Genomic DNA, 23,870 nt, shown 5'->3' with positions numbered 1-23,870 from the left:
CTCCGACAGGGAGGCACGCTCCGACACCGGCCAGGACCGAAGGCCCGCCAGGGCCGTTCAGCGGTCCAGCAGTTCCGCGAAGCGGTCCAGCGCGCGATTCGTGCGGTCGCGGTCGCCGGTGGTGGTGAGGTCGAACAGCAGGCCCCGGACGACGGCCATGATCAACGTGGGCGTCACGGTGTCGTCGGGGCCGCTGGAGACGTCACGGAAGGTGGCGCCGAGCGTGTCGAACCAGTCCGTGATCGCCTCGCCCTGCTCGGGGTAGGCCTCGGGGTGAACCAGCCCGTCGGCGTGCACCTCGAAGAACAGCCGGACGAACGGGGCACGTTCCTCCGCGCTGATCCACGCCCAGATGCCGCGCAGCCGCTCCTGGGCGGTGCCCGTCGTCGGCGGAACGTGCCCGGTCAGGCGCGCGGCACCTCGGCGCCGCGCCTCGGCGAGGACCGCCGCGACCAACTCCTGTTTGCTGCCGAAGTCGTAGAGCAGCATCCGCGGGCTGGTGTCGAGGGCCGCGGCCATCGGCCGCAGGCTGAGTCCGGTCAGGCCGTGCGCCAGCACGTAGTCGGTCGCCCGTGCCAGCGTGCGCTCCCGACGGGCGGGGTCGGCGGGTCGCCCCACAGTGGATCTCCGCTCGGTTTCTCGAAGTTGAGACAGCATCAGCGAGTATATGGTACGACTGTTTCACTAATGAGGGGAGATCACCTTGCACACCTTCGACCGAGCACTCGTCCTGGGTCCCGGGGGCCACGTCGGCACCGCCTGGATGGCAGGGCTGGCCCACGGGCTGCGCCTGCGCGGTGTGGAACTGGGCGGAGCCGACGTGATCGTCGGGACATCGTCCGGCGCGATCGTCGCGGCGCTGCTCGCCACCGGCCAGGACCTGGAGCGGCTCGCGACGGCGGCCCGCCGGCCGGAGCACCGGGTCACGGCGGACCCCGGGCGGACGGGCGAGGTGTTCGCCGTGCTCGGCGACCGCGGCCTGGAGCCCGACGAGGCCCGCCGCCGCGTCGGCCGCCTCGCGCTCGACGGCGCCGACCCCCACGCCGAGGAGGCGCTGATAGCAGGACGCGCCGCGCTGATCGGCGCGGACACCTGGCCCGAGCGCCGACTGCTGATCACCGCCGTGGACACGACCTCCGGTGAGCCCGTGGTGTGGGACCGCGACAGCGGTGTGCCGCTGGTGCACGCGGTGGCGGCGAGCAGCGCCTTCCCCGGGGTCGCGCCGCCCGTCGCCGTCGACGGCCGGCGGTACATGGACGGTGCGCTGCGCGCGGGGCCCAACGCCGACCTCGCCGTGGGAGCCCGCACGCTGGTCGTGGTCGAGCCGATGGCCCACCTGTTCCCCCGGGAGCTGCTCGACCAGCAGCTGGCGGCCGTGGGAGCGGCGCGCGTCGTGACCATCGGTCCCGATCCGGCCTCGGTCAGCGCTTTCGGCCCGGACCTGGGCGACCTGGCGGCCTGGGAGCCGGCCTACCAGGCGGGCCTTCGCCAGGCGGGCGACGTCGACGAGGAACTCCGCGCCACGTCGACGCCGGAGCCCGACGCGCGCTGACCCCCGACCACGTCGGCACACGGCCGGCGGCGACAGCCCACCGGACGGTCACGGCGTGGGCCGACCCGCCCTCCCCGAGCCTCCGGCGGGCCCGCTGTCCCGCTGTCCAGCCTCTTCCGGGGCCCGCTCAACCGGCCGACGACGGTGCCGCGGTCGGCCGAGCGGGCAGCCTTCCGGCCCGTCCTGGCGGAGGTCAGTCGTCGTCGGCTACCGCTCCCACGGCGCGCAGTCAGTGGTTCGCGTCCTGGGCCTGCCAGATCAGTCCCCGCCCGGCGGCCGCACTGGCGTAGGCGTCGTCCCAGTTGTCGTAGTACAGGGTGTCGGCCGCATCGTTGAACCGCGACGCGGCCCCCCGGAGGAGGTCCTGCAGCTCCTCGGTGAAGCACGGAGCCGCGTAGGACAGCTGGGCGGCGTCCGTGAGGCCGACGGCGGCGTTGCCCTTGTCCCGGTAGCTGATGGCCTGCTCGGCCTGGGCGGCGATGTCGTCGATGGTGTTGAGGGCGCTCCCGCAGGCAGGTGTCGCGGGGCGGGCGGTGGCCGTCGTGACGACGCTGCCCAGGCCGAGGGCCATCGCCGCGGTGACCACGGCGAAGCGGCCGAGAGTCTTTCGCATCATGCTTCCTCCACTCATGCCGCCGGAGCCGTGCGCGATCTCCGGGGCTCGTTCCCGGTCGAGGTGTCCCGCCGGGCTCTCCACCTTCGCGAGAGCTCACGTTGTCCACAACAGGAACGGGCGGAACCGCAGTTCGGCCGCGGACAATGGCCATTGTCCGCGGCCGGAAGCCGTTCGTCCGTCGTCGTCGTCGGCGGCGGCCGGGCGTGCCGGTCCGGCCGGGCGCCCTCCTGCGCCCCGCCGCGGCGCAGGAGGGCGCCCGGCGCCGACAGCCCCCGGGCAGGATCACCGCCGGGCCGCGGGTCCGTGCCTCGGGTGCGTGGGGGCGGGTTTTGGGGGCAGGCGCTGGATACGGACTGAAGAGGGACGGAGGATCGGGCCATGGGCGACGCGTTGGTGAGGGCCACGGGATGGGCCCGTTCATTCCCCATAGCGGGCGGTGTCCGGGCGGGGCGGCGGTGGACTCGGAACCACCTGCGCTCGCTCGCGTGGACGCGGGACGCGCCCGAGACCGTGGACGCCGTCCTGCTCACCGTCTCAGAGCTGCTGACCAACGCCCACATCCATGCCCACAGCAGCGCCGAGCTGGTGCTGGTGTGGGACGGCCGGTGCCTGCACGTGTCCGTCCACGACGGGAGCACCGCGGTGCCGGAGCCGCGCAGCGCGGGCACCGACGCGCTCAACGGGCGGGGGATGGCGATCGTGGACGCCCTCGCCGACGAGTGGGAGATCCGCCGCCAGCAGGAGGGGAAGACGGTGATCGCCTGTTTCCACCCGCCGGGCGAGCGGGACCCGCACCCGCGCGACACCGCCGGGCGGCTGTGCGGCCCGGCCTGAGGGTCCGCCGGGGCCCGCCCGCCGATGTCGCTGTCGGCTTACGTCACGGACCGCCGCTCAGCGGACCTTGATGCCGATCAGGCAGGTGTCGTCGTCGGTGTCCGCGTTGCTGTACCGCAGCAGGTGGTCGAGCCGCCGCTCCAGCTCGGCCGGGTCGTCCGAGCGCTCCGGCGCCTCGGCGCCGGTGTGCAGGTCGTCGAGGGAGCCTGGAGCGAGCGGTCCCGCCGTTCGATCAGGCCGTCGGTGTACAGCATGAGGGGGTCGCCGGTCTTCAGCTGGATCTCGCCCTCCTCGTACTCGGCCTGGTCGCACCGAGCAGGATGCCGGCGACCGCGGGCAGTTTGCGGGCCTGGCCGTCACGCAGCAGGAGCGGCGGCAGGTGGCCCGCCCTCGCCCGGCGCAGCACGTGGGCGGCTTGTAGAGCGCGCAGACGGCGGTGGCGGTCACGTTGTCGGTCAGGTGGTGCGTCACGCTGTTCAGCCAGGCGAGGAGCTGGGCGGGGCCGGCGCCGGTGGCGGCCAGGCCGCGCAGCGCGTTGCGCTGGGCGACCATGCCGGTGGCGGCGTCGAGGATGGGGCGGGCAGGGTGCTCGGCTGCCCGCCCCGTGACTGCCCTGGGGCCGGGGAGGCGGCCGGCACCTCCGGCGGCCCCGGGACGGCGCTGTGCCCGGTCGGTCGACGGGCTCCGTCACCAGTAGTGCTTGCGTCCGCCGACGGCGTGCCCGACCGCTCCCAGGATCCACAGGATCAGTCCCACGACGACGAGGACCGCTCCGATCGTCCACAGGATGCCGAGGCCGGTGAGGAGACCGATGACGAGAAGGATGATTCCGAGGACGATCATGCCGCGCTCCTTGGGCTCTGTGAGCTCTTCCCCCGCGCCGTGCGTCTGCCCGATTGCCGACGGGTCAACCGGCCCTCGCCGGTTTGTTGTCGCCCGGACGGGCCGGCCCACCCGAACGAGCCCGAGGTGCCCCCGCCGAGCCCCGGGCCGCCCGTCGGGAACGCCCGCGCTACGGGGATTGGCCGGCGGGGGACCGGAAAGACGCCGGGTATGTCCATCTTGCGAGCCTGTGCACGACCGATGCTGGCGTCGATGTTCCTCTACGGAGGCGCCGACGCCCTACTGAACCCCGCCCGGCTGGAGGCCGCCGCCGAACCGGTGGTCGACCCGCTCGCCGAGCACGTCCCGGCCGTTCCGCGCCGGCCCGAAACGGCGATCCGGCTCAACGCCGGGGTCCAGGTGGTGGCCGGCGCGCTGCTGGCGTCCGGCCGTCTCACCCGGCCCGCCGCGCTCGCGCTGGCGGCGACCCTCGTCCCGGTCACCCTGGCCGGCCACCGGTTCTGGGAGGTCAAGGACGAGGAGGAGCGTGCCCGGCAGCGCATCCACTTCCTGAAGAACCTGTCGATGTGCGGCGGGCTGCTGATCACGGCGGCGGACACCGGAGCGGGGCCGTCGCTGGCCTGGCGCGCCCGGCACCGGCGGTGGACCGGCTGACGCCCCCGCTCCCGGTGCGGCCGCCCACGGCGGGCGGGCGCACCGGGGCGGACCCGGCGTCAGCCGGCCGCCGCGAGGCTCTCCCGCGCGGCCCCGGCCACGGCCTCGGCGGTGAGCCCGAACTCGCTGTACAGGCGCCGGTAGTCGGCGGAGGCGCCGAAGTGGTCGAGGCTGACGATCCGGCCGTGCGGGCCGACCAGCTCGCGCCAGCCGAGCGCCACGCCCGCCTCCACGCTCACCCGCGCCGCCACCGCGGGCGGCAGGACGCCGTCGCGGTACTCGCGCGGCTGCGCGGCGAACCACTCCAGGCACGGCAGCGACACCACCCGGCTCGCCACGCCCTCACCGGCGAGCTGCTCCTGCGCCGCCAGCGCGAGGTGCACCTCGGAGCCGGTGGCCAGCAGCAGGACCCGGGGCGGGGCGCCGTCGGCCGGGTCGCGGAGCACGTAGCCGCCGCGGGCGGCGCCGTCCGCCGGTGCGCACCCGCCGGTCCCGCGGTCGAGGACGGGCACCTTCTGCCGGGTGAGGACGAGGCCGGTCGGCCGGTCGTGGTGCTCCAGCAGCGCGTGCCAGCAGGCGGCCGTCTCGTTGGCGTCGCAGGGGCGCACCACGTCGAGGCCGGGGATCGCGCGCAGCGCCGCGAGGTGCTCCACCGGCTGGTGGGTGGGGCCGTCCTCGCCGAGGCCGATCGAGTCGTGCGTCCAGACGTAGACGGTCGGGAGCTCCATCAGCGCGGCCAGTCGCACCGCGGGCCGCATGTAGTCGCTGAAGGTCAGGAAGGTGCCGCCGTAGGGGCGGGTCAGGCTCTGCAGGGCGATCCCGTTGAGGATGGCCCCCATGGCGTGCTCCCGGATCCCGAAGTGCAGGGTGCGGCCGTACGGGCCGCCCTTCCACTCCGCGGTCTCCACGCCCTCGGGCAGGAAGGAGGGCTCGCCGTCCATGGTGGTGTTGTTGCTCCCGGCGAGGTCGGCCGAGCCGCCCCACAGCTCGGGCAGGACCGGTGCGAGCGCGGTGAGCACCCGGCCCGAGGCGGCGCGGGTGGCCAGCCCCTCCCGGTCCGCGGGGAAGGCCGGCAGGTGGTCGGCCCAGCCGTCCGGCAGCCGGCGCTCCGTCAGCCGGTCCAGCAGTGCCGCGCGCTCGGGGTGCTCGTCGCGCCAGCGCTCGTAGCGCGGGGTCCAGGCCTCGTGGAGTTCACGGCCGCGCTCGCGTGCCCGGCGGGTGCGGGTGAGGACGTCGTCCTCGACGGTGAAGCTGCGCGCGGGGTCGAAGCCGAGCAGTTCCTTGGTGGCGGCGACCTCCTCGTCGCCGAGCGCGGAACCGTGGGCCTTGCCGGAGTTCTGGAGGTTGGGGGCGGGCCAGCCGATGACCGTCCGCAGCACCAGCAGCGAGGGCCGGGTGGTCTCCGCGCGGGCGGCCCGGAGCGCGTCGAGGACGGCGTCGACGTCCTCGACGTAGCGGCCGGTGCGGGTCCAGTCGACGGTCTGCACGTGCCAGCCGTAGGCGCGGTAGCGGGCGGCGACGTCCTCGCTGAACGAGACGTCGGTGTCGTCCTCGATCGAGATGTGGTTCTGGTCGTACACCATGGTCAGGTTGCCCAGCCGCTGGTGGCCGGCCAGCGAACTCGCCTCCGCGGTGACGCCCTCCATGAGGTCGCCGTCCGAGGCGAGGACGTAGACGTGGTGGTCGAAGGGGCTCTCGCCGTCCGGGGCGTCCGGGTCGAGCAGGCCGCGTTCCCGGCGGGCCGCCATCGCCATGCCGACGGCCGCGCCCAGCCCCTGGCCGAGCGGGCCGGTGGTGATCTCCACGCCCCGGGTGTGCCGGTACTCGGGGTGGCCGGGGGTGGCGGAACCCCAGGTCCGCAGGGCTTCCAGGTCGGAGAGCTCCAGGCCGTAGCCGGTGAGGTACAGCTGGACGTACAGGGTGAGGCTGGTGTGTCCGCAGGACAGTACGAAGCGGTCGCGGCCCAGCCACTGGTCGTCACCAGGGTCGTGGCGCAGGACGTTCTGGAACAGCAGGTGGGCCAGTGGCGCCAGGCTCATCGCCGTCCCGGGGTGGCCGTTCCCGGTGCGCTGCACGGCGTCGGCCGCGAGCAGCCGGGCGGTGTCCACGGCCCGGACGTCCACGGCGTCCCAGCCCGCCCGTGCGGCGACGGGGTCGGCCAGCGACTGGTGGCGGGTCGCGGGGTGCTTGTCGGGGGGTGTCACGGGTGTCCTCCCAGGGGGCCGGTCGGGGTCGGTGAGGTCGCCGGGGACGGTTCGGCGCGTCCGCGCGGCCTCCAGCGCCTACCCGGTGACCGGACCCGCATGGCCCGATCCGGTCCGGGATTCACCCGCCCGGTCCGGCCGGCGCGCGGCTGCCCCGTCCGCGACCCGAAGGGCGGTCCCTCCGCACTCCGGTGTCGGGGCGGCGCGCGGGGGTAGCCTCCGGACATGCCACACCACGATCTTGTCGTCCTGGGCGCGGGCTCCGGCAACACGGTGATCGACGACCGCTTCGGCGGCCTCGACGTCGCCGTCGTCGAGGAGGGGCCGTTCGGCGGGACCTGTCTGAACCGGGGCTGCATCCCCAGCAAGATGCTCGCCCACACGGCCGACGTCGCGGACACCGTGCGGGAGGCCGGCCGCTTCGACGTGGACGCCGCACCGGGCGTCCTGCGGTGGCCACGGGTACGCGACCGCGTCTTCGGGCGCCTCGACGGGCAGGCCGCGGAGGGGGAGCAGGGCCGGCGCGGCTCCGACTTCGTCACCGTCCACCGCGGCCGGGCGCGCTTCACCGGCGAACGGACGCTGGTGGTGGAGGGCGACGGGAGAGAGGTGCACATCACCGCGGACCGGGTCGTGGTGGCGGTCGGCAGCCGCCCGGTGGTCCCGCCGCCGGTACGCGACAGCGGGCTGCCCTACGAGACCTCCGACACGATCATGCGGCGCCCGACGCCGCCGCGGCACCTGGCCGTCCTCGGCGGCGGCTACATCGCCGCCGAGCTGGCGCACGTCTTCCACGCGGCCGGCAGCCGGATCACGATCATCGAGAAGCAGGAGACCCTGCTCGCCCCGCAGGACGAGTCGGTGTCCCGCGCCTACACCCGACTGGCCCGCTCCGCGTTCGACGTGCGCACCGGTGTCGAGCTGACCGGACTGGAGGGTGAACCGGGCCGGCTGCGGCTGCGCCTGGACGACGGCTCCGCGGTCGAGGCCGACGCCCTGCTGGTGGCGGTCGGCCGGACGCCCAACAGCGACACCATCGACGCCGACCGGGCCGGCATCGCCCTGCGGGAGGACGGCCGCGTGGTGGTGGACGCCCACCAGCGGACCACCGCGCCGGGCGTCTTCGCCCTCGGTGACGTGTGCACCCCCGTGCCGCTCAAGCACGTCGCCAACCGGGAGGCGCAGGTGGTCGCGCACAATCTGCTGCACCCCGACGACCTGATCGCCACCAGCTACGACGCCGTCCCCGCCGCGGTATTCACCCGCCCCCAGATCGCCCAGGTGGGCCGGACCGAGCGGGAGTGCCGCGACGCCGGCCTCGACTACACGACCGCCACCCGCCGGTACGCGGACGTCGCCTACGGATGGGCGCTGGAGGACACCGCGGGCTTCTGCAAGGTGATCGCGGACCCGGGGACCGGCCGCCTGCTGGGCGCCCACATCCTCGGCCCGCAGGCGTCCACCCTGATCCAGCCCCTGGTCGTCGCGATGAGCCTCGGCATCGACGTCCCCACCCTGGCCGGCACCCCGTACTGGATCCACCCCGCCCTCACCGAGGTCGTCGCCAACGCCCTGCTCGACCTCGACCTCTGACGGCGGCGCCGGGACGGGCGGACCGTGCTCGACCTCTGACGGCGGGCCCGGACCGGCAGGCGGCGCGGGCGTCCGGAGGGCGCCGTCCGGACGGGATGCGCCGGCCCGGCCATGAAACGGCGGTGTCCGGGCAGACGAGGGGCGTGACCACAGGGGTAAGGCGTCCGCTCCGAACGATCGCACCGGCTCTGCTCGCCCAGACGGTGCTCATGGTGCTGGCCGGTCTCACGATCACCCACCCGCCGCTGCACCTCTGGCGGCCGGGGGAGAACGCGCTGACCGACCGGCTCGCCGCCGGCCGGGTACCCGTCCTCGACACCGTCACCGCGTGGCTCTCGGTCCTCGCGAGCACCGGGGCCGTGATCGCCGTGGCGGGCGCCGCCGTGCTCGCGCTGCTGCTGGGCGCCCGGCGGTGGCGCGAGGCTGCCTTCCTCGGCGGCTCCGTCGCCGCCCAGTCCGCGGTCTTCCTGCTGGTCACCCTGTGCGTGGACCGGCCCCGGCCGACCGCGCCCCGTCTCGACGGCGCACCGCCGACCTCCAGCTTCCCGTCCGGCCACGTCGGCGCGGCGGTCGCGCTGTACGGCGCACTGGCCGTCCTCGCCGTCCTGCGCCTGCGGGGGCCGCTCCGGCTGCCGCTGTGCGCCCTGGCGGCGCTGCTGCCGGTGCTGGTCGGGTTCAGCCGGCTGTACCGCGGCATGCACCACCCGACCGACGTGCTGGCCGGGCTGGTGAACGGCGGCGCCGTGCTCTGGATCATGTGGCGGGCTTTCCTCTCCGACCCCAGGGAGACCACCGTGGCAGCCGTACCCGATCACCCGTCCGCCGGCCGGGCGGTGGTGGTCTTCAACCCCGTCCTGGTCGACGAGGACACCCTCGACCGGATCGACCGCGTCCTCGCCGGCCACGGCTGGGCGGCGCCGACCAGAACCGCCACCAGCGAGGCCGACCCCGGCCGGGGCGCCGCGGCGGCCGCGGTCGCCGCCGGGGCCGACCTGGTGGTGGCCTGCGGCGGCGACGGCACCGTGACGGCGTGCTCGCACGCCCTCGCCGGTACGGGCGTCGCGCTGGCCATCGCCCCCTGCGGCACCGGGAACCTGCTCGCCCGCAACCTCGGCCTGCCGGCGGACCCGGCGCGGGCGCTGGCGGACGCCCTCGCCGGCGGGCCCCGCCGGATCGACCTCGCTCTGGCCGACGGCGACGGCATCACCGCCACGGTGGTCAGCGCCATGGCGGGCATCGGCCTGGACGCCGCGGCGATGGCCGGCACCAGCCGCCGCGCGAAGAGCCGCTGGGGCTGGCCCGCCTACCTTCCCCCGCTGCTCCGCCACCTCGGCGACCGCCGGATGCGGCTCACCGTCACCCTGGACGACGCGCGCCCGCTCCACCGGCGGGCCGCGATGGCCGTGATCGGCAACGTCGGTGCGCTCCAGGGCGGGATCCGGCTGCTGCCGGGCGCCCGGCCGGACGACGGCCTGCTCGACCTCGTCCTGGTCCACCCGCGCGGCCTCGCCGGCTGGCCGGCGGCGGCAGCGCGGCTGCTCACCGGGCGGACCGGCGCGGGGGGCGGTTCGGCGCCGTTCGAACACTTCCAGGCGCGCCGGATCCACCTCACCGCCGACCGGGACCAGCCGCGGGAGCTCGACGGGGAGTGCCTGCCGGCCGGCCGCACCCTGCGGCTGGCCGTCCGGCCCGGCGCCCTGCTGGTCCACACGCCGACGGCCGGCGGGCCCCCGGTCAACGGAGCTGCGGTCGGCGGGGCTGGGGTCGGCGGAGCTGCGGCGGGCGGGCCCCCGGGCGACGGAGCCGCGGGTGACGGGGCTGCGGTCGACGGGGCTGCGGTCGACGGGTCCCACCAGGTCGGAGCCGATCCCGTCCCGGCCGAACGGAGCAGCTGAGTGGGAACCGCCACCCGCGTCGGCCACCGCGGCCGCGAGCCCGAGGAGCTCTCCGCCGACGAGGCCGTCACGACACTGCGCGCGTACGGCCGGTGGCAGCTGCTCAGGGACGCCTTCCTGCGCTTCCGCTACGCCGACGGCTTCAGCCACGCCCGGGCCCTCGCCTTCCAGACCGTGCTCGCCCTCGTCCCGTTCGCGATCGCGGTGGTCGGCCTCTCGTCCGTCCTGCACACCCAGTGGCTCGGCCGGGTGACCGAGCTGACCATCGCCCGGCTCACCGCGGGCCCGAGTTCCGACCTGGTCGACCAGGTCCTGCGGAGCGGCCGCGAGCGCGCGGGGGACGGCGGGAGCGTCGCCCTGTGGGGCGGCGCCGTGTTCTCCCTCGTCAACGTCGCCACCGCGATGTGCCAGATCGAGCGCGGGGCCAACCGGATCTACGGCATCGAACGCGACCGGCCCTTCCACCGCAAGTACGCGCGCGGACTGCTGATGGCCGTGCTGGCCGGTCTACCGCTCGGCCTCGGCTTCGTCCTGCTGGTGGCGGGCCGGGAGATCGCCGCGGCGGTCGTCGAGGCGGGCGGGCCGGGGACCCATCGGGAGGCTCTCGTCTGGGCGGTCCTGCGGTGGCCGGCCGGCATCGTGCTCGCCCTGCTGTCCGCGAGCGTCATCTTCCACCGGGCACCGCGCCGCCGACAGCCCGGCCACACCTGGCTCGCCTTCGGCGCCGCCGTGTACCTGGTGCTGTGGGTCGGCCTGACCGCCCTGCTCGGCCTGTACCTGCGGCTGAGCAACTCGATCGACGCGGTGTACGGGCCGCTGAGCGTGATCATCTCGCTCCTGATGTGGGCCTACCTGACCGCGATCGCGCTCTTCCTCGGGATCGCCTTCGCCGCGCAGCTGGAGGCCGACCGGGCGGGCGTCGAGGAGCCGGTGCTGCCCGACCCCGAGGATGATTCCGCAGGTCGTGGGTAGACGAGCCACGATGACAGCTGACCGGAGGCCGCACCGAAGCCCCGCCCGTACCCGGGTCCCCGCGCTGCGCCGGCTCTCCCGGCGCTGGCTCACCCGGCGCCGCTTCTCCCAGCGCCGGGCCGACCGGCGCTTCGGGGAGCGCCTGCTCGGGGCCGTCCTGGCGTTCGCCGTGGCGGCGGTGCCGACCGCCGTCCTGCTGGTGCTGATCGAGGCCGGCTGGGAACCGCTGCGCGAGCTGGACGCCGGCGCGGCGGTGCACCTGAACGAAGCCGTCCGGCACCACCCGCTCCTGCTGGAGAGCACGCGGGTACTGAGCAACTGGGTCTGGGACCCGGTCACGATGCGCCTGCTGGTGGCGGCCACCGTCGGCTGGCTGCTGTGGCGGCGGGCCTGGCGGCTGGCCCTGTGGGCGGCCCTCACCGAGCTGGCCGCCGGTCTGACCGGCCTGCTGGTCAAGGTCACGGTGGCCCGGGTCCGGCCCCGGCTGCCCGATCCCGTCGCCCACGCGCCGGGCTTCTCCTTCCCGTCGGGGCACGCCATGACCGCCATGGCCTCGTGCGCGATCCTGCTGCTGGTGCTCCTGCCGGTCGTGCCCCGGCGGGCCCGCCCGGCGGCCTGGGCGATCGCCGTGGTGACCGTGCTCGGGACGGGTCTGACCAGGATCGCCCTCGGCGTGCACTGGGTCAGCGACGTCCTCGGCGGCTGGCTGCTCGGGTTCGCGCTGGTCGCTTCGACCGCCTGGGCGTTCGAGGCCTGGCGGCGGGAGAGCGGCCTCCGCACGCCGAGGCTCCCGGAGGGCCTGGAACCCGAACTCGCCACGGACGACGACCCCGGCCCGCGGCCGGCCGGCAGCCGCCCGCACCGACCGGTGGGGTGAGGCGCCGGCCGGTCGCCGGGGGCGGGCGGGAAGCCGGAGCGGCCTGCCGGTCGGACCGGCAGGCCGGGTGAACGAACAAGGCCCGGGGTCGGCGCACAGTGTGCGCCGACCCCGGGCCTTCGTCGTAGCGGGGACAGGATTTGAACCTGCGACCTCTGGGTTATGAGCCCAGCGAGCTACCGAGCTGCTCCACCCCGCGTCGGTGAACCCGACTGTACGCCATCACGGGGGCGAGGGCGAAATCAGGGGCAGCGACCGGGCGGGCGCGGCGCAGCCGTGCGGCCCTCGCGGGTCCGGCCGGCGCCGTCCCTCCGCGCCGGCCGGACCTGAACGGGGCTCACGCCTCGGGCGCGGCCACCTCCTCCAGCGTGCCGCCGGCCAGCCGCAGCCACCGGTCCACCCCGATGCCGGCCAGGAAGCGCTCGTCGTGGCTGACCACGACGAAGGCGCCCTGGTAGGAGGTGAGGGCGCTTTCGAGCTGTCCGACGCTCACCAGGTCGAGGTTGTTGGTCGGCTCGTCGAGGAGGAGCAACTGGGGCGCGGGGTCGCCGCACAGCACACAGGCCAGGGTGGCGCGCAGCCGCTCGCCGCCCGAGAGCACCCCGACCGGGAGGTGGGCGCGGGCGCCGCGGAAGAGGAAGCGGGCGAGCACGTTCATCCGCTCGGGCGCCGGCAGCTCCGGCGCGGCCACCGCGAAGTTGTCCGCCACACTGCGGTCCGGGTCCAACAGGTCCAGCCGCTGGGAGAGGTAGGCGACCCGGCCGTCCGAGCGCCTGAGCCGTCCGCCGTCGGGGGCGAGGTCCCCGACCAGCAGGCGCAGGAGGGTGGTCTTGCCGGTTCCGTTCTGTCCGAGCAGGGCGATCCGCTCGGGCCCGCGGACGGTCAGATCGACGCCGCCACCAGCGAACAGGGGCGTGCCGCCGCGCAGCATCTGGAGGTTCTCGCCGACGAAGAGGTCGCGCCCGCTCGGCACCCGGGTGCCGGACAGGTCCAGGGTCAGGCGCTGGTCGTCGCGCAGGGCGCGCTCGGCCTCGTCGAGCCGGGCCCTGGCCTCGCCGAGGCGGGCCGCGTGGACCTGGCCGGCGCGTCCTGCGGACTCCTGGGCGCCGCGCTTCATGGTCCCGGCGAAGATGCGGGGCAGACCGGCGTTCTTGAGGTTGCGGCCGGCGTTGCTCGCCCGGCGGTCGGCGCGCTCCCGGGCCTGCTGCAACTCCCGCTTCTCCCGCTTGAGTTCCTGTTCGGCATTGCGGATGTTCTTGGCCGCGACCTCGCGCCCGGCCTCCGCGGCCTGCTCGTAGGTGGTGAAGTTGCCGCCGAACAGCCGCAGTTCGCCGGAGTCGAGCTCGGCGATCCGGTCCATCCGGTCGAGCAGCGCACGGTCGTGGCTGACCAGCAGCAGGCAGCCGGAGAAGTCCTCCAGGACGCCGTGGAGCCGGTGGCGGGCGGCGAGGTCGAGGTTGTTGGTGGGTTCGTCGAGCAGCAGCACGTCGGGCCGCTTGAGCAGTTGCGCCGCGAGGCCGAGCTGGACGATCTGGCCGCCGCTGAGGGTGCCGAGCCGCCGGTCCAGGCCGACGCCGGCCAGGCCGAGACGTTCGAGCTGGGCGAGGCTGCGCTCCTCGACGTCCCAGTCGTCGCCGATGGCGGTGAAGTGCTCCTCGGCCACGTCACCGGACTCCACCGCGTCGATGGCGCGGATCACCCCGGCGACGCCGAGGACGTCGGCGACCGCGAGGTCCGCCGTCAGCGGGAGGTCCTGCGGCAGGTAGCCGGGTGTGCCGCTGACGGTCAACGATCCTGTGGTGGGCGTCAGTTGACCGGCGATGAGCTTGAGCAGCGTGCTCTTGCCCGCGCCGTTGGGAGCGACCAGGCCGGTGCGGCCGGTGCCGAGGGCGAAGGAGAGGTCCTGGAAGACGGGGGTGTCGTCGGGCCAGGAGAAGGAGAGCTGGGAGCAGACGATGGACGCATCGGACATGAGGACAACCCGGAGGATGGGCAGGCGGAGACACCTCGGCCTGCGAGCAGACAGGGGGAAGGGAACGACGAACGAAGCCGTTGGCCCGGGGCACCGATGCCCGCCGACGGCTTCAGGACCGGGTCTCACCCGGAGATGTCGTCGTCACCCGCCATGTCTGCTCCACGCTTTCCGTCAGATGGGTTTTCCGCCGTCGAGCATAGCACCGTGTGTGGGCGATCGGTCGGGGCCGGTCGCGGGGGGCGGGCCGCCGCGCCGGGCCGGGCGCGTCACGGCGCGCCGGCCCCCCGCAGCAGGGTGTCGACCACCAGGTCGGCCGCCGGTCCGGCGGCCAGGTCGGGCGCCTGACGTGTCACCAGGTGCACGAGCTGGGGCAGCAGGGCGGCGACCCAGCCCTCGGGGAGGCCGGGGCGCAGCAGCCCTTCGGTGACGGCGCGTCGGAGGAAGTCCCCGACCTCGGCGACGGAGCTGTCGCGGCGCCTGCGGGTCTCCTCGTCGGCGAGCATCCGGGCCAGGTCCACCGGCCAGGCGCGGTTGACCTCGATGACGTTCTCCACGTAGCGGTGCAGGGCCACGGCGACGGGGGCCTCGCGCAGACGGGCGTCGGCGATGGCCCGCTCGACGGCGTCCAGGCGGGCGGAGTGGATCGCGGTGAGGAGTTCCTCGCGGGAGCTGAAGCGCCGGTAGACGGTCCGCCGGTCCACCCCGGCCTCGGCGGCGATGCTCGCGATGCTCGCGCCCGGGTCGGCGGCCAGCATCCGCGCTCCCGTCGTCAGGACGGCTTCGATGTTCCGCGCGGCGTCAGCTCTCACGGGGGGGAGTCTAGCGGCGGTGTGCAGCTTCGGCTCGCAACCACCTCGTCGCTGTGTCAGTAGCGCGGGGACCTGCGCCGGGAGGGGGCCGGCCCCCTCCCGGCGGCGCGCCGTCAGAAGTGGTCCACGTCCACGACGGCCTGGGCGAACGCGGTCGGCGCCTCCTGGGGCAGGTTGTGGCCGATGCCGCCGAGCGTCCGGTGCTCGTACTTCCCGGTGAACATGGCCCGGTACGAGGCGCCGTCGCCGGGAGCGGTGAACGGGTCCAGCGCGGGGTCGAGGGTGATCGTCGGCACCCCGATGGTCGGCTTCAGGGCCAGCCGGTCCTCGTAGCGGTCGTAGCGGCGCTCGCCGTCGGCGACGCTGAGCCGCCAGCGGTAGTTGTGGATCACGACCGCGGCGTAGTCGGGGTTCTCGAAGGCGGCCTCCGTGCGCTCGAAGGTCGCGTCGTCGAACTTCCAGGTGGGGGAGACCTGCTGCCAGACGAAGCGGGTCAGATCGTGGCGCAGGCCCTTGTCCTCCATGGCCTTCCTGCCGCGTTCGGTGGCGAAGTAGTACTGGTACCACCAGGTGTGCTCGCCGGCCGGCGCGATCGGGTCCAGCTGCGCCTGGCGGTTGGTGATGAGGTAGCCGCTCACCGACACCAGGGCCTTGACCCGTTCGGGCCACAGGGCCGCGAGGACGTCCCCGGTCCGGGACCCCCAGTCGAACCCGGCCACCACGGCGCGGTCGATCCGGAGGGTGTCCAGCAGGGCGATGACGTCCATCGCGATGGCGGACTGCTGGCCGTTGCGGAAGGTCCGGGGCGACAGGAACCGGGTGGTGCCGTGCCCGCGCAGAAAGGGGACGATCACGCGGTACCCGAGGCCGGCCAGGAGCGGGGCGACGTCGACGTAGCTGTGGATGTCGTACGGCCAGCCGTGCAGGCAGAGCACCACCGGTCCGTGCGCGGGGCCGAGTTCGGCGTATCCCACGTTCAGCAGCCCGGCCTCGGCCTGCTTCAGCCGCGGGAAGGACGTGTGCGTGCCCGGGGTGATCGTGGGCACGACCGGGGCCGCGCCGGGGCCGCCGGGGACGGGCGCGGCGGTGGCCGTGCCCGGCAGGTTGGCCATCGAGACCGCGGCCGCACCGGCACCCAGTCCCAGGGCCCTGTTGAAGCTACGCCTGTCGATCATGTCGAGCCTTCCGTGTGACGCGGATGTGTCCCCGGACGGGGCGGGTGTCCGTCCTGCCCGGCACACCGCACTCTTCCGTTCCCGGCGGGCCGGCACATCAGTCAGTTGACGGTCGGGGCGGCGGCCGCGCCGCGCCCCTCCGGGCGTCTCCGGGTCCGCAGTCGAATGACTGATGCCGCGCGCCGACGCCGTGCGCAACCGTCGTGACGGGGCGAGGCCCCCGGTCCGCGCGGCATCGGACCTCGGCGATCGGACGGACCGCGGCGCCACCCCGCCATCAAATGCAACGACAGCGAGTTGAATCAGCGAGTAAATGCTACTGTCGAGTGACAGATATCGAAGGAGTGGAAGCGTGATCGTCTATGACCGGCTCTTCATCGCAGGCGCCTGGACCGAGCCGAGTGAGGCCGCCCTGCTCGACATCCGGTCCCCGCACGACCGGACGGTGATCGGCCGCGCCGCGCAGGCCCGGCGGGCGGACGTCGACCGTGCGGTGGCGGCGGCCCGGGCCGCGTTCGTCGAGGGCACCTGGCGCGACACCCCGCCGCTGGAGCGCGTGGCGGTGCTGCGGCGCTTCAACGCGCTGCGCGAGCGGCAGGCGGAGCGGATCGCTGCCCTGATCGCCGCCGAGAACGGCTCCGCGGGCTGGTTCACCCGGGCCGGCCAGCCGGGCCTGACCCGCCAGGCCAACGCCTACCTGAAGGCGGCGGAGGAGTTCGGGTGGGAGGAGACCCTGCCGCCCTCCGACCCGGCCTCGCCGGTGCGAAGCGTGGTCCGTCGTGAGGCCGTCGGCGTGGTGGCCGCCGTGATCCCGTGGAACTCGCCCTTCTCCTCCGCGACCACGAAGATCATCCCGGCGCTGCTCGCCGGCAACTCGGTGGTCCTGAAGGTCTCGCCGGAGAACTCGCTCAGCATGGGCCTCCTCGCCGACCTGCTGGCCCAGGTGGGGCTGCCCGCCGGGGTGATCAGCGTGCTGCCCGCCGACCGCGAGACCAGCGAGTACCTGATCTCCCACCCCGAGGTCGACAAGATCGCCTTCACCGGCTCGACCCCGGCCGGCCGGCGCATCGCCGCGATCGCGGGGGAGCAGCTCAAGCGGGTCAGCCTGGAGCTGGGCGGCAAGTCCGCGGCCGTCATCCTGGCCGACGCCGACATCCACCGGGCGGTGCAGGGGCTGAAGTTCTCCTCCCTGCTCAACAACGGCGAGTCCTGCATCGCCCAGACCCGCGTCCTGGCCCCGCGCAGCCGCTACGAGGAGGTGGTCGCGGAACTCAAGGTGCTCGTCGAGTCCCTGAAGGTCGGTGACCCGGCGGACCCGGACACCTTCATCGGACCGATGATCCGCCCCGACCAGCAGGAGCGCGTCCGCCGGTACATCGCGATCGGCATCGAGGAGGGCGCCCGCCTCGTCACCGGCGGCCCCGAGGTCCCGGCGGGGCTGGAGGGCGGCAACTACGTGACCCCCACCCTCTTCGCCGACGTGGACAACGCCATGCGCATCGCCCAGGAGGAGATCTTCGGCCCCGTCCTGGTGGTCATCCCCTACGAGGACGAGGACGACGCCGTCCGCATCGCCAACGACTCCGAGTACGGCCTGTCGGGCGGCGTCTGGTCCGCCGACGAGGAGCACGCCCTGGCGGTCGCCCGCCGGATCCGGACCGGCACGGTGACCGTGAACGGGGCCGGTGTCGGCTTCGACGGCCCCTTCGGCGGCTTCAAGGCCAGCGGCATCGGCCGCGAGTTCGGCGCCGTCGGCCTCGGCACCTACACCGAGTACAAGACCATCACCCTCTGACGCGCGCCCGCGCAGCGGTGGCCGGACGCCCGGCCACCGGGCCCGCACCTGGATCGGTGGGGGCCCGGCCTGGTTGGATTCCGGTATGACGAATGACCTCTCCGACGGCTACGAGATCTCGACGGACCCGGCACGCCTCGATACCGAACTGATCCACCGGTGGCTGTCCCAGGACGCCTACTGGGCACGCGGCCGCCCCCGGGAGAAGCAGGACTCCGCGATCGCCGCCTCCCTCAACTTCGGCGTCTACGACCGGGCTGCGGGCACCCAGCTCGGCTACGCGCGGGTGGTCACCGACCGGACCACCTTCGCCTGGCTCTGCGACGTGTACATCGAGCCCTCGGCCCGCGGCAGAGGGCTCGGGACGGCCCTGGCCGCCGCCGTCCGCGACCACCTCGCCCCGTACGGGCTGCGCCGCGTCATGCTGGCCACGGCGGACGCCCACGAGGTCTACGCCAAGGCCGGGTTCGTGCCGATGGAGAAGCCGGAGAAGTGGATGGTCCTCGGCGAGGAGTGAGGGCGCCGCGGAGCGGGGCCGACCCGCGCCCGGCTCCGGCCGTCCCGGGGCGGGGACGGCCGGAGCGGAGCGCTACTTCGCGCAGGTCCGGTCGCCCTTCGGCAGCCGGCCCCCCGCCAGGTAGGCGTTGACCGTGTCGTCCACGCAGGCGTTGCCGTACAGGCCGTACAGGGCGTGCCGGTTGGCACCCTCCAAGGTCAGCAGCCGGGAGGCGGGCAGCAGCCCGTGCAGCGCGACGCTGTCCCGGTAGGTGGTGCGCGGGTCGCCGGTGGCGGCGACTATCAGCACCTCGGCGTCGCGTCGCACCTCGGTGCGGGCCTCGCGCGGGCGGTCCCAGAAGGCGCACGGGTTGATGTTGTGGACCAGCGGGCCGAACAGCGGGTGCTCGACCCGGCTGCGCTCGATCTCCCGCCAGTACGCCTCGGGGTCGCGCGGCGCCGAGGCGTCCGCGCACATGACCGCCTGCTGGGAGCTGCCGGTGGGCGACGCCTCCCCGGTGAACGCGAACCGCAGGATGGCGGTGAAGGCCGCCGACGGCAGGGCCGGCCGCCCCGCCGCCGCCTCGGCGAGCACCGCGATCTGCTCGGCCAGGCTCGCGCGTGCGGCGTCGGTGTCGTCCGCGAGTCCGGCGAACAGCAGGAACGGCACCCGGGTGTCGTCCAGTCGGAAGGTGTCGGTGCCGCTGCCGACGGTCAGCGGGGCGCGCGCCGACGCCTCGACGAGCCGCCGGATGCCCGCCGTCACCTCGTCGGCGGTCCGGCCGAGCCGGTAGGTGTCGTGGCGGTCCGCCGTCCAGGCCGCCCAGTCGGCGAGCGCCTGCTCGTTCTCCGCCAGCAGGTGGGGGAGCAGCACCGGCCCGTAGGTGCGCGGGTCGAGCGCCCCGTCGAGTACCACCCGGTCGTAGCGGCCGGGGAACATCTGGGTGTAGACCGTGCCCAGGTACGTCCCGTACGAGACCCCCAGGTAGGAGATCCTCCGCTCGCCGAGCGCACCGCGGATGACGTCCATGTCGCGGGCCGTGTTGCGCGTGCCGGCGTGCGGCAGCAGCGGTCCGGCCGCCGCCCGGCACTTGGCGGCGAGGTCCTTCTGGAGGGCGACCTGCCGGTCGAAGCTCGCCCGGCCGAGCCCGGCCGAGACGAGGTTGGTGCCGACCGGCCAGCCGCAGTCCAGCGGGGTGCTGCGGCCGACGAAGCGCGGGTCCATGCCGATGATGTCGTAGCGGCCGGCGGTCTCCTTGAGCGCCGTGTGGACGCGCGGCGGGCTCCCGAGGGTCTGGCCGCCCGGGCCGCCGTCGTTGAGCAGCAGTGGGCCGATCCGGTGGCGGGTGTCGGTGGCCTTGATCCGGGAGATCGCGACGGTGATCGTACGGCCCCGGGGGTCGGCGTAGTCGAGTGGCACGGTGACGTCGGCGCAGGTCGCGCCCGCCTCCTCCAGGCCCGCGCCGACCTGGTCGTCCGGGCCCTGGACGCAGCTGCTCCAGTCGAGGGGCTGGTGGTAGTAGCGCTCCAGGCCCCGGGGGGTGGAGGCGGCGCTGTCGGCGGAGGCGGACGCCGCCCCGGCGGCGGGGGCGGTCACGGCGGACGCCACCGTCAGGCAGGCGGCGAGGGCGAGGCCCGCCGCCGTGGCCCGGCGGGCGACCGGCGGTGCCACGGCGGCCGGACCGAAGGGAAGGTGATGAGCTGTCATGTGACCACGCTAGGAACCCGGCGGCCGAAGATCACGACAGCACACCCCCGGACCCGCCCGGGGGACAGCCCCCTCCGCCGCCTTCCCTTTCGGGCAGGAGCACCGGCCGTCGGCCGGGACTCCTGGCCGTCCGGCCCGCCTCCCGTGCCCCGACGGCCGGGCGGCCACCCGGTCAGGAGTCCCGGCGGAGGCGGGTGACCATGGTCAGCGCGTCCTCGCCCTCGCGCGGGTCGTGCACGCGGAAGCCCTCGCGCTCGTACAGCCGGAGGGCGGGGTTGTCCCGCTCGACGCTCAGCGAGACGCGTTCGACGCCGGCCTCGGCGGCGGTCCGCAGCAGACGCCTGATCAGCAGGGTTCCGATGCCCCGGCCACGCTGGGCGGCGGTGATGCCGATGCTCAGCTCCGGCACGGCCGGGTCGACGAAGCCGTAGCCGGGGTCCTCCGCCGGGAGGTACCGCAGCCACGCGGCGCCGACCGGGAGCGGCTGCCACCCGGTGGCCTCCCCGGTCGAGAGTGCCACGATGCCCAGGTCGCCCCGACCGGGCCAGCCGTCCACGTAGTGGGCGTTGCGCGGGTCGGAGAGCACCGCCTCGCGCGAGACATCCCGGCCGGGTGCCCAGTTGACGGCGGCGACCACCAGGTCGCGGAGGAACTCGGCGTCGTCGGCGAGCGCGAACCGCGTGTGGATGTCGGACGGCCCCCCGTCGGGGTAGATGTCGTCCTCCCTGCCTTCGGGGGCGATCTGCCGCAGCCTCGGGCCGTGGAACATCCAGACCCGGAAGTAGGACTGCTCCTGGTCCATCACGAACAGCTGCACCGACTCCGGGTGGACCCACGGGACGCGCTCGACACGGGCGACCAGTCCGGCGAGGTCCGCGTGGTTGAGCGCACCGGCGAAGACCTCGCACTCCGGGTACTTGCCGCCGCCCCAGCGCGTGTCGCTCCCGGTCGTCTCGTTCAGCGACCCGACCCACCCGACGGCGCCCGGTTCGTAGCCGCGTCGTGGGGCGGACGTCCGCAACCACTGGCTCAGCGCTTCGACGGCCGGCCGGTCGGTGAACTCGACGGAGATCATGATGTTGGCCACGTGACTCACGCCGGAAGTCAACACGACCACTGATCGACCTGCCACCGAGTTCCCGCGTGGTGGGGCACCGCCGACGGTCGGGCGGTCTCCGACCCCGTCGCGGCGGCAGCGGCCCCCGGCGGGACGCTCCGCACCTGCGAATGCTGCTCGACGGTGCCACGCCCGTCTCCCGGATGCTGCCGCACTCCGACTTCCATACTCCGGCTTCCGGGTCGGACCGGACCGGCCGGTGTTGGTCGCGGCGGGCGATCGGCTCTCGTACGAGGAGGGCGACGTCGTGGTCACCCGCCCCGGCGGTGGGCGGCAGCGGCCCCGGGGGGCGACGGCTACCGGATCTGCCGCTGATCCGTTCGCGGCCCCGCTCCGGGAGGACCGGCTCCGCCGGGTGCCCGCCTGTGGGGCGCAGGGTGACCGGCGGCGCTCAGCCCGGCTGTTGGTCGTCGTCGCTCTGCGACACCCGCAGGCGCTCGGCCGCCTCCTGGACGCCTTCGTGGGCCTTGGCGGCCCGGTCGTCGGCGGTGCGCGCCGCGTCTTCGGCGGATCGCGCCTGCTTCTCGGCGCGCGTGAGGCGCTCCCGGGCGAGGGCTTCGCGGTCCTGCGCCTCGGCGAGCGCGGCCCGGGCCTGCTCGGCTTCGGTCTCCGCCCGTCGGCGGGCCGACTCCGCCTCGTCGAGGGCCCGAGAGGCCTCCGCGGCCCGGGTGTCGGCTTTGTCCGCGGCCTGTTCCGCGCCGGCCAAGGCCTTGCGGGCCTGTTCCTGTTCGCGCCGGCGCCGCCGTTCGGCCGCGGCCTGTGCCTTCGTGGGGCGCGAGTCGCGCGCCGACGCGGGGGACGTCCCGGCGGCCTTCTTCGTCGCGGCCCCGGTCCCCGGCTTCCGGCTCCCCGGCTTCCCGGCGCCCGGCCACAGCACCGGGTCCAGCGGAGCCGTCAGCCGCCCCGCCGCGAGGGCGCGGGCGGCGTCCGGGTCCGCCAGCGCGGCGCCCAGCGTCCGGTCCACCTCGGCGACGGCGTCGGCGCCGAGCGGGTGTCCGGCCTCCGCCGCGTCGCGCTCGGCCTGCCCCGTCAGCGCCCGCACCAGCTGCCGCCGCTGCTCGGTGAGCGTGCGCAACTGCTCCCCGGCGAGGTGCTCCTGGGCGTCGCGCAGCGCCTGCCCGAGGTCCAGCAGCTGCCCGACCAGGTCGCCGTGCCGGTGAGCGAGGAGGTTGGCGGCCCAGGCGGCCTGGGTGGGGCGGCGCAGCGCACGGACCTGCTTGGCGAGCTGCGGGTCGGTCTTCTTCAGGGCGTCCGCGTGCCGGTTCCGGGCCGTTGTGAAGTCCTGCGGGGCGAGGGTGTGGAGCTCGTCCGCGATCGCGTCGAAGTCGGGTTCGTTGCCGGCCATCGTTCGGGACCCTACGGGCGCGGGCCGCTCCGGCCCGGTACGACTCGCCCGGTCGGGCCCGGTCGACACCGCCGGTCCCCGGCCGGGTCGTCGGCAGTGGACCCGGGCGCGGCGGCCCTCCTCGCCCGGGTCCACTCCCTCCCGGTGCCACCCGAGCCGCCATGCCGGCCGACGGCGCTCCGCCCGCGCCCGCACCGCCTGGCCCCAGCTCACAGCCGTCCACGTCCGTTGCCGCGGCACGCTCGTCTCCGTGGACGGCGAGCTGCTCGGCGGCGAGAGGTTCTCTCTCGCTCTCGGGCCGGCCCATGCCTGCCTTTGCTGACGGGCGGACCAGTGCCCGCTGCCGAGTCTGTGCGGAGCTCCTCTTGAGGCTTCAGTGCCGAGACCTCATCGGAGGCGGTTCGCTTTCATCGGAATGCGTTCAGCCCGGTGAGCCTGCTGGAGAGTTCCCAGAGCCGGAATGCCGCGTCGGGGTCGGTGGCCCAGGGTTTGACTCCGCCGATGAGCATGTCGTCGGTGGCAGCCGGTTCCGCGATATCGCAGTCCTGGCAGTAGGCCCCTCCGTGGTCGTCGAGCAGAGGTGACGTTGCCGCCCATACGGCTGTCGCCGCGCCTTGCTCCGGGGTTTTGAAACCGTCGGCCGGCTCGCCGTCCGGGGTCACCCACCCCTGCGTGAGCCATTCCTCGCGAGGGATGTGACGCTGCAATGGCGTGAGGATGCTTCCGGGGTGCACCGCGAAGGCGTGCACGCCCACATCCGTACCGAGGCGGTCGAGGTGCAGGGCGAACAGCGCGTTGGCGGTCTTGGACTGGGCGTAGGCCAGCCAGCGGTCGTAGCCGGTGCGGAAGTGCAGGTCGTCCCAGCGGATGTCGGACAGGAAGTGCCCGGACGAGGCGACGGACACCACCCGGGCCCCTCCGGCGACCAGGGCCGGGCGAAGACGCTGGGCCAGCGCGAAGTGGCCGAGGTGGTTGACCGCGAAGTGTGCCTCCCACTCCGGGCCGACCCGTGTCTCCGGGCAGGCCATCACGCCCGCGCCGTTGATGAGGATGCCGAGCGGACGGCCGGTCTCCAGGAAGCCGTCGCAGAAGACCCGGACGCTCTCCAGGTCGGCCAGATCGAGTGCGTGCACCTCCGTCCCGGGGATGTCGCGCAGAGCGCGTTCTGCGGTGGTGGGGCGGCGGGCGGGGACGACGACGTGTGCTCCGGCCCGGGCGAGCGCCCGCGTGGCCTCCAGACCGAGGCCCGAGTAGCCACCCGTGACCAGCGCGGTCGTGCCGGTCAGGTCGATCCCGGCGAGAACATCGCCGGCCGTGCTGTGGGCACCGAATCCGGTACCGGTCCCGAGCTGCTTTGTGATCATGCTCAGGACGCTAAGACCTAGACCGCGCGCTAGGTCAAGGTACGGTG

Annotated in this window: 20 protein-coding genes, 1 tRNA gene and 1 pseudogene; 9 read left to right on the top strand and 13 right to left on the bottom strand. The window is 74.6% G+C overall.

The genetic code is table 11. The features are described from left to right. Positions 1–57: 57 nt before the first annotated feature. Complete coding sequence (locus OG618_RS02715) at positions 58–618, bottom strand: TetR/AcrR family transcriptional regulator (RefSeq protein WP_329485496.1); 561 nt, start codon at positions 616–618, stop codon at positions 58–60. 85 nt (positions 619–703) lie between these two features. Between OG618_RS02715 and OG618_RS02710 the strand changes: the two genes are divergently transcribed. Then, positions 704–1,552: a patatin-like phospholipase family protein gene (locus tag OG618_RS02710; RefSeq protein ID WP_329485495.1), complete on the top strand. Its 849-nt coding sequence runs from the start codon at positions 704–706 to the stop codon at positions 1,550–1,552. A gap of 229 nt (positions 1,553–1,781) precedes the next feature. Here OG618_RS02710 and OG618_RS02705 read toward each other — a convergent pair whose 3' ends face one another. Further along, positions 1,782–2,168: a hypothetical protein gene (locus OG618_RS02705; protein ID WP_329485494.1), complete on the bottom strand. Its 387-nt coding sequence runs from the start codon at positions 2,166–2,168 to the stop codon at positions 1,782–1,784. Positions 2,169–2,546: 378 nt separating this feature from the next. Here OG618_RS02705 and OG618_RS02700 point away from each other — a divergent pair, with 378 nt between their 5' ends. Further along, entirely contained in the window at positions 2,547–3,002 is a 456-nt protein-coding gene (locus OG618_RS02700; RefSeq protein WP_329485493.1) for an ATP-binding protein, read from the top strand. Positions 3,003–3,059: 57 nt separating this feature from the next. Here the strand turns inward: OG618_RS02700 and OG618_RS02695 are convergent. Then, a pseudogene (locus OG618_RS02695) lies at positions 3,060–3,572 on the bottom strand (PP2C family protein-serine/threonine phosphatase); the annotation flags it as partial. A gap of 117 nt (positions 3,573–3,689) precedes the next feature. Continuing rightward, on the bottom strand, positions 3,690–3,845 hold the full coding sequence (locus OG618_RS02690) for a DUF6131 family protein (protein ID WP_329485492.1): 156 nt from the start codon (positions 3,843–3,845) through the stop codon (positions 3,690–3,692). 210 nt (positions 3,846–4,055) lie between these two features. Here OG618_RS02690 and OG618_RS02685 point away from each other — a divergent pair, with 210 nt between their 5' ends. Continuing rightward, positions 4,056–4,499: a DoxX family protein gene (locus OG618_RS02685; protein WP_329485491.1), complete on the top strand. Its 444-nt coding sequence runs from the start codon at positions 4,056–4,058 to the stop codon at positions 4,497–4,499. A gap of 59 nt (positions 4,500–4,558) precedes the next feature. On the opposite strand, the gene tkt is transcribed toward OG618_RS02685, so the two are convergent. After that, the gene (gene tkt / locus OG618_RS02680) at positions 4,559–6,703 is read right to left on the bottom strand and encodes a transketolase (RefSeq protein WP_329485490.1); all 2,145 of its coding nucleotides are present in this window, start codon (positions 6,701–6,703) and stop codon (positions 4,559–4,561) included. 225 nt (positions 6,704–6,928) lie between these two features. Between tkt and OG618_RS02675 the strand changes: the two genes are divergently transcribed. The 4 genes from OG618_RS02675 (at position 6,929) to OG618_RS02660 (ending at position 12,040) form a co-directional block, all read left to right on the top strand. Then, entirely contained in the window at positions 6,929–8,296 is a 1,368-nt protein-coding gene (locus tag OG618_RS02675) for a mycothione reductase (RefSeq protein ID WP_329485489.1), read from the top strand. A gap of 143 nt (positions 8,297–8,439) precedes the next feature. Then, positions 8,440–10,191: a diacylglycerol kinase family protein gene (locus OG618_RS02670; protein ID WP_329485488.1), complete on the top strand. Its 1,752-nt coding sequence runs from the start codon at positions 8,440–8,442 to the stop codon at positions 10,189–10,191. Then, positions 10,192–11,163: a YihY/virulence factor BrkB family protein gene (locus tag OG618_RS02665; RefSeq protein ID WP_329485487.1), complete on the top strand. Its 972-nt coding sequence runs from the start codon at positions 10,192–10,194 to the stop codon at positions 11,161–11,163. Positions 11,164–11,173: 10 nt separating this feature from the next. Then, the gene (locus OG618_RS02660; RefSeq protein ID WP_329485486.1) at positions 11,174–12,040 is read left to right on the top strand and encodes a phosphatase PAP2 family protein; all 867 of its coding nucleotides are present in this window, start codon (positions 11,174–11,176) and stop codon (positions 12,038–12,040) included. Between the two features lie 125 nt (positions 12,041–12,165). Here OG618_RS02660 and OG618_RS02655 read toward each other — a convergent pair. From OG618_RS02655 to OG618_RS02640, 4 genes are all read right to left on the bottom strand, one after another. Further along, positions 12,166–12,239: transfer RNA gene (locus tag OG618_RS02655), tRNA-Met, on the bottom strand. Between the two features lie 138 nt (positions 12,240–12,377). Beyond that, positions 12,378–14,012: an ABC-F family ATP-binding cassette domain-containing protein gene (locus tag OG618_RS02650; protein ID WP_329485485.1), complete on the bottom strand. Its 1,635-nt coding sequence runs from the start codon at positions 14,010–14,012 to the stop codon at positions 12,378–12,380. A 269-nt stretch (positions 14,013–14,281) separates the two neighbouring features. After that, positions 14,282–14,770 carry a TetR/AcrR family transcriptional regulator gene (locus OG618_RS02645; RefSeq protein WP_329491987.1) on the bottom strand — a complete coding sequence of 163 codons (489 nt, stop codon included), beginning with the start codon at positions 14,768–14,770 and terminating at the stop codon, positions 14,282–14,284. Positions 14,771–14,937: 167 nt separating this feature from the next. Next, positions 14,938–15,999: an alpha/beta fold hydrolase gene (locus OG618_RS02640; RefSeq protein ID WP_329485484.1), complete on the bottom strand. Its 1,062-nt coding sequence runs from the start codon at positions 15,997–15,999 to the stop codon at positions 14,938–14,940. Between the two features lie 352 nt (positions 16,000–16,351). On the opposite strand from OG618_RS02640, the gene OG618_RS02635 reads away from it, so the two are divergent. Together OG618_RS02635 and OG618_RS02630 are read left to right on the top strand one after the other, a co-directional pair. After that, positions 16,352–17,794, top strand: a complete 1,443-nt coding sequence (locus OG618_RS02635) for an aldehyde dehydrogenase (protein ID WP_329485483.1) — start codon at positions 16,352–16,354, stop codon at positions 17,792–17,794. A gap of 85 nt (positions 17,795–17,879) precedes the next feature. Further along, complete coding sequence (locus tag OG618_RS02630; protein WP_329485481.1) at positions 17,880–18,311, top strand: GNAT family N-acetyltransferase; 432 nt, start codon at positions 17,880–17,882, stop codon at positions 18,309–18,311. Between the two features lie 72 nt (positions 18,312–18,383). Here OG618_RS02630 and OG618_RS02625 read toward each other — a convergent pair whose 3' ends face one another. From OG618_RS02625 to OG618_RS02610, 4 genes are all read right to left on the bottom strand, one after another. After that, positions 18,384–19,997, bottom strand: coding sequence for an alpha/beta fold hydrolase (locus tag OG618_RS02625; protein ID WP_329485480.1), 1,614 nt, complete (start codon positions 19,995–19,997; stop codon positions 18,384–18,386). Between the two features lie 172 nt (positions 19,998–20,169). Next, positions 20,170–21,093, bottom strand: a complete 924-nt coding sequence (locus OG618_RS02620) for a GNAT family N-acetyltransferase (RefSeq protein WP_329485479.1) — start codon at positions 21,091–21,093, stop codon at positions 20,170–20,172. A gap of 412 nt (positions 21,094–21,505) precedes the next feature. After that, positions 21,506–22,459, bottom strand: a complete 954-nt coding sequence (locus tag OG618_RS02615; protein WP_329485478.1) for a hypothetical protein — start codon at positions 22,457–22,459, stop codon at positions 21,506–21,508. A gap of 407 nt (positions 22,460–22,866) precedes the next feature. After that, complete coding sequence (locus tag OG618_RS02610) at positions 22,867–23,823, bottom strand: SDR family NAD(P)-dependent oxidoreductase (protein ID WP_329485477.1); 957 nt, start codon at positions 23,821–23,823, stop codon at positions 22,867–22,869. Positions 23,824–23,870: the final 47 nt, after the last annotated feature.

It is taken from the genome of Kitasatospora sp. NBC_01246 (assembly GCF_036226505.1).
Classification (GTDB): Bacteria; Actinomycetota; Actinomycetes; order Streptomycetales; family Streptomycetaceae; genus Kitasatospora.
This window is presented reverse-complemented; position numbering and strand designations above follow the sequence as displayed.

What these genes read in the sequence shown, in the direction of transcription:
- OG618_RS02705 (WP_329485494.1), bottom strand. Translation starts at nt 2,168, where the DNA reads ATGATGCGAAAGACTCTCGGCCGCTTCGCCGTGGTCACCGCGGCGATG.
- OG618_RS02700 (WP_329485493.1), top strand. Translation starts at nt 2,547, where the DNA reads ATGGGCGACGCGTTGGTGAGGGCCACGGGATGGGCCCGTTCATTCCCC.
- OG618_RS02690 (WP_329485492.1), bottom strand. Translation starts at nt 3,845, where the DNA reads ATGATCGTCCTCGGAATCATCCTTCTCGTCATCGGTCTCCTCACCGGC.
- OG618_RS02685 (WP_329485491.1), top strand. Translation starts at nt 4,056, where the DNA reads ATGTCCATCTTGCGAGCCTGTGCACGACCGATGCTGGCGTCGATGTTC.
- OG618_RS02675 (WP_329485489.1), top strand. Translation starts at nt 6,929, where the DNA reads ATGCCACACCACGATCTTGTCGTCCTGGGCGCGGGCTCCGGCAACACG.
- OG618_RS02660 (WP_329485486.1), top strand. Translation starts at nt 11,174, where the DNA reads ATGACAGCTGACCGGAGGCCGCACCGAAGCCCCGCCCGTACCCGGGTC.
- OG618_RS02650 (WP_329485485.1), bottom strand. Translation starts at nt 14,012, where the DNA reads ATGTCCGATGCGTCCATCGTCTGCTCCCAGCTCTCCTTCTCCTGGCCC.
- OG618_RS02645 (WP_329491987.1), bottom strand. Translation starts at nt 14,770, where the DNA reads ATGCTGGCCGCCGACCCGGGCGCGAGCATCGCGAGCATCGCCGCCGAG.
- OG618_RS02640 (WP_329485484.1), bottom strand. Translation starts at nt 15,999, where the DNA reads ATGATCGACAGGCGTAGCTTCAACAGGGCCCTGGGACTGGGTGCCGGT.
- OG618_RS02630 (WP_329485481.1), top strand. Translation starts at nt 17,880, where the DNA reads ATGACGAATGACCTCTCCGACGGCTACGAGATCTCGACGGACCCGGCA.
- OG618_RS02625 (WP_329485480.1), bottom strand. Translation starts at nt 19,997, where the DNA reads ATGACAGCTCATCACCTTCCCTTCGGTCCGGCCGCCGTGGCACCGCCG.
- OG618_RS02615 (WP_329485478.1), bottom strand. Translation starts at nt 22,459, where the DNA reads ATGGCCGGCAACGAACCCGACTTCGACGCGATCGCGGACGAGCTCCAC.
- OG618_RS02610 (WP_329485477.1), bottom strand. Translation starts at nt 23,823, where the DNA reads ATGATCACAAAGCAGCTCGGGACCGGTACCGGATTCGGTGCCCACAGC.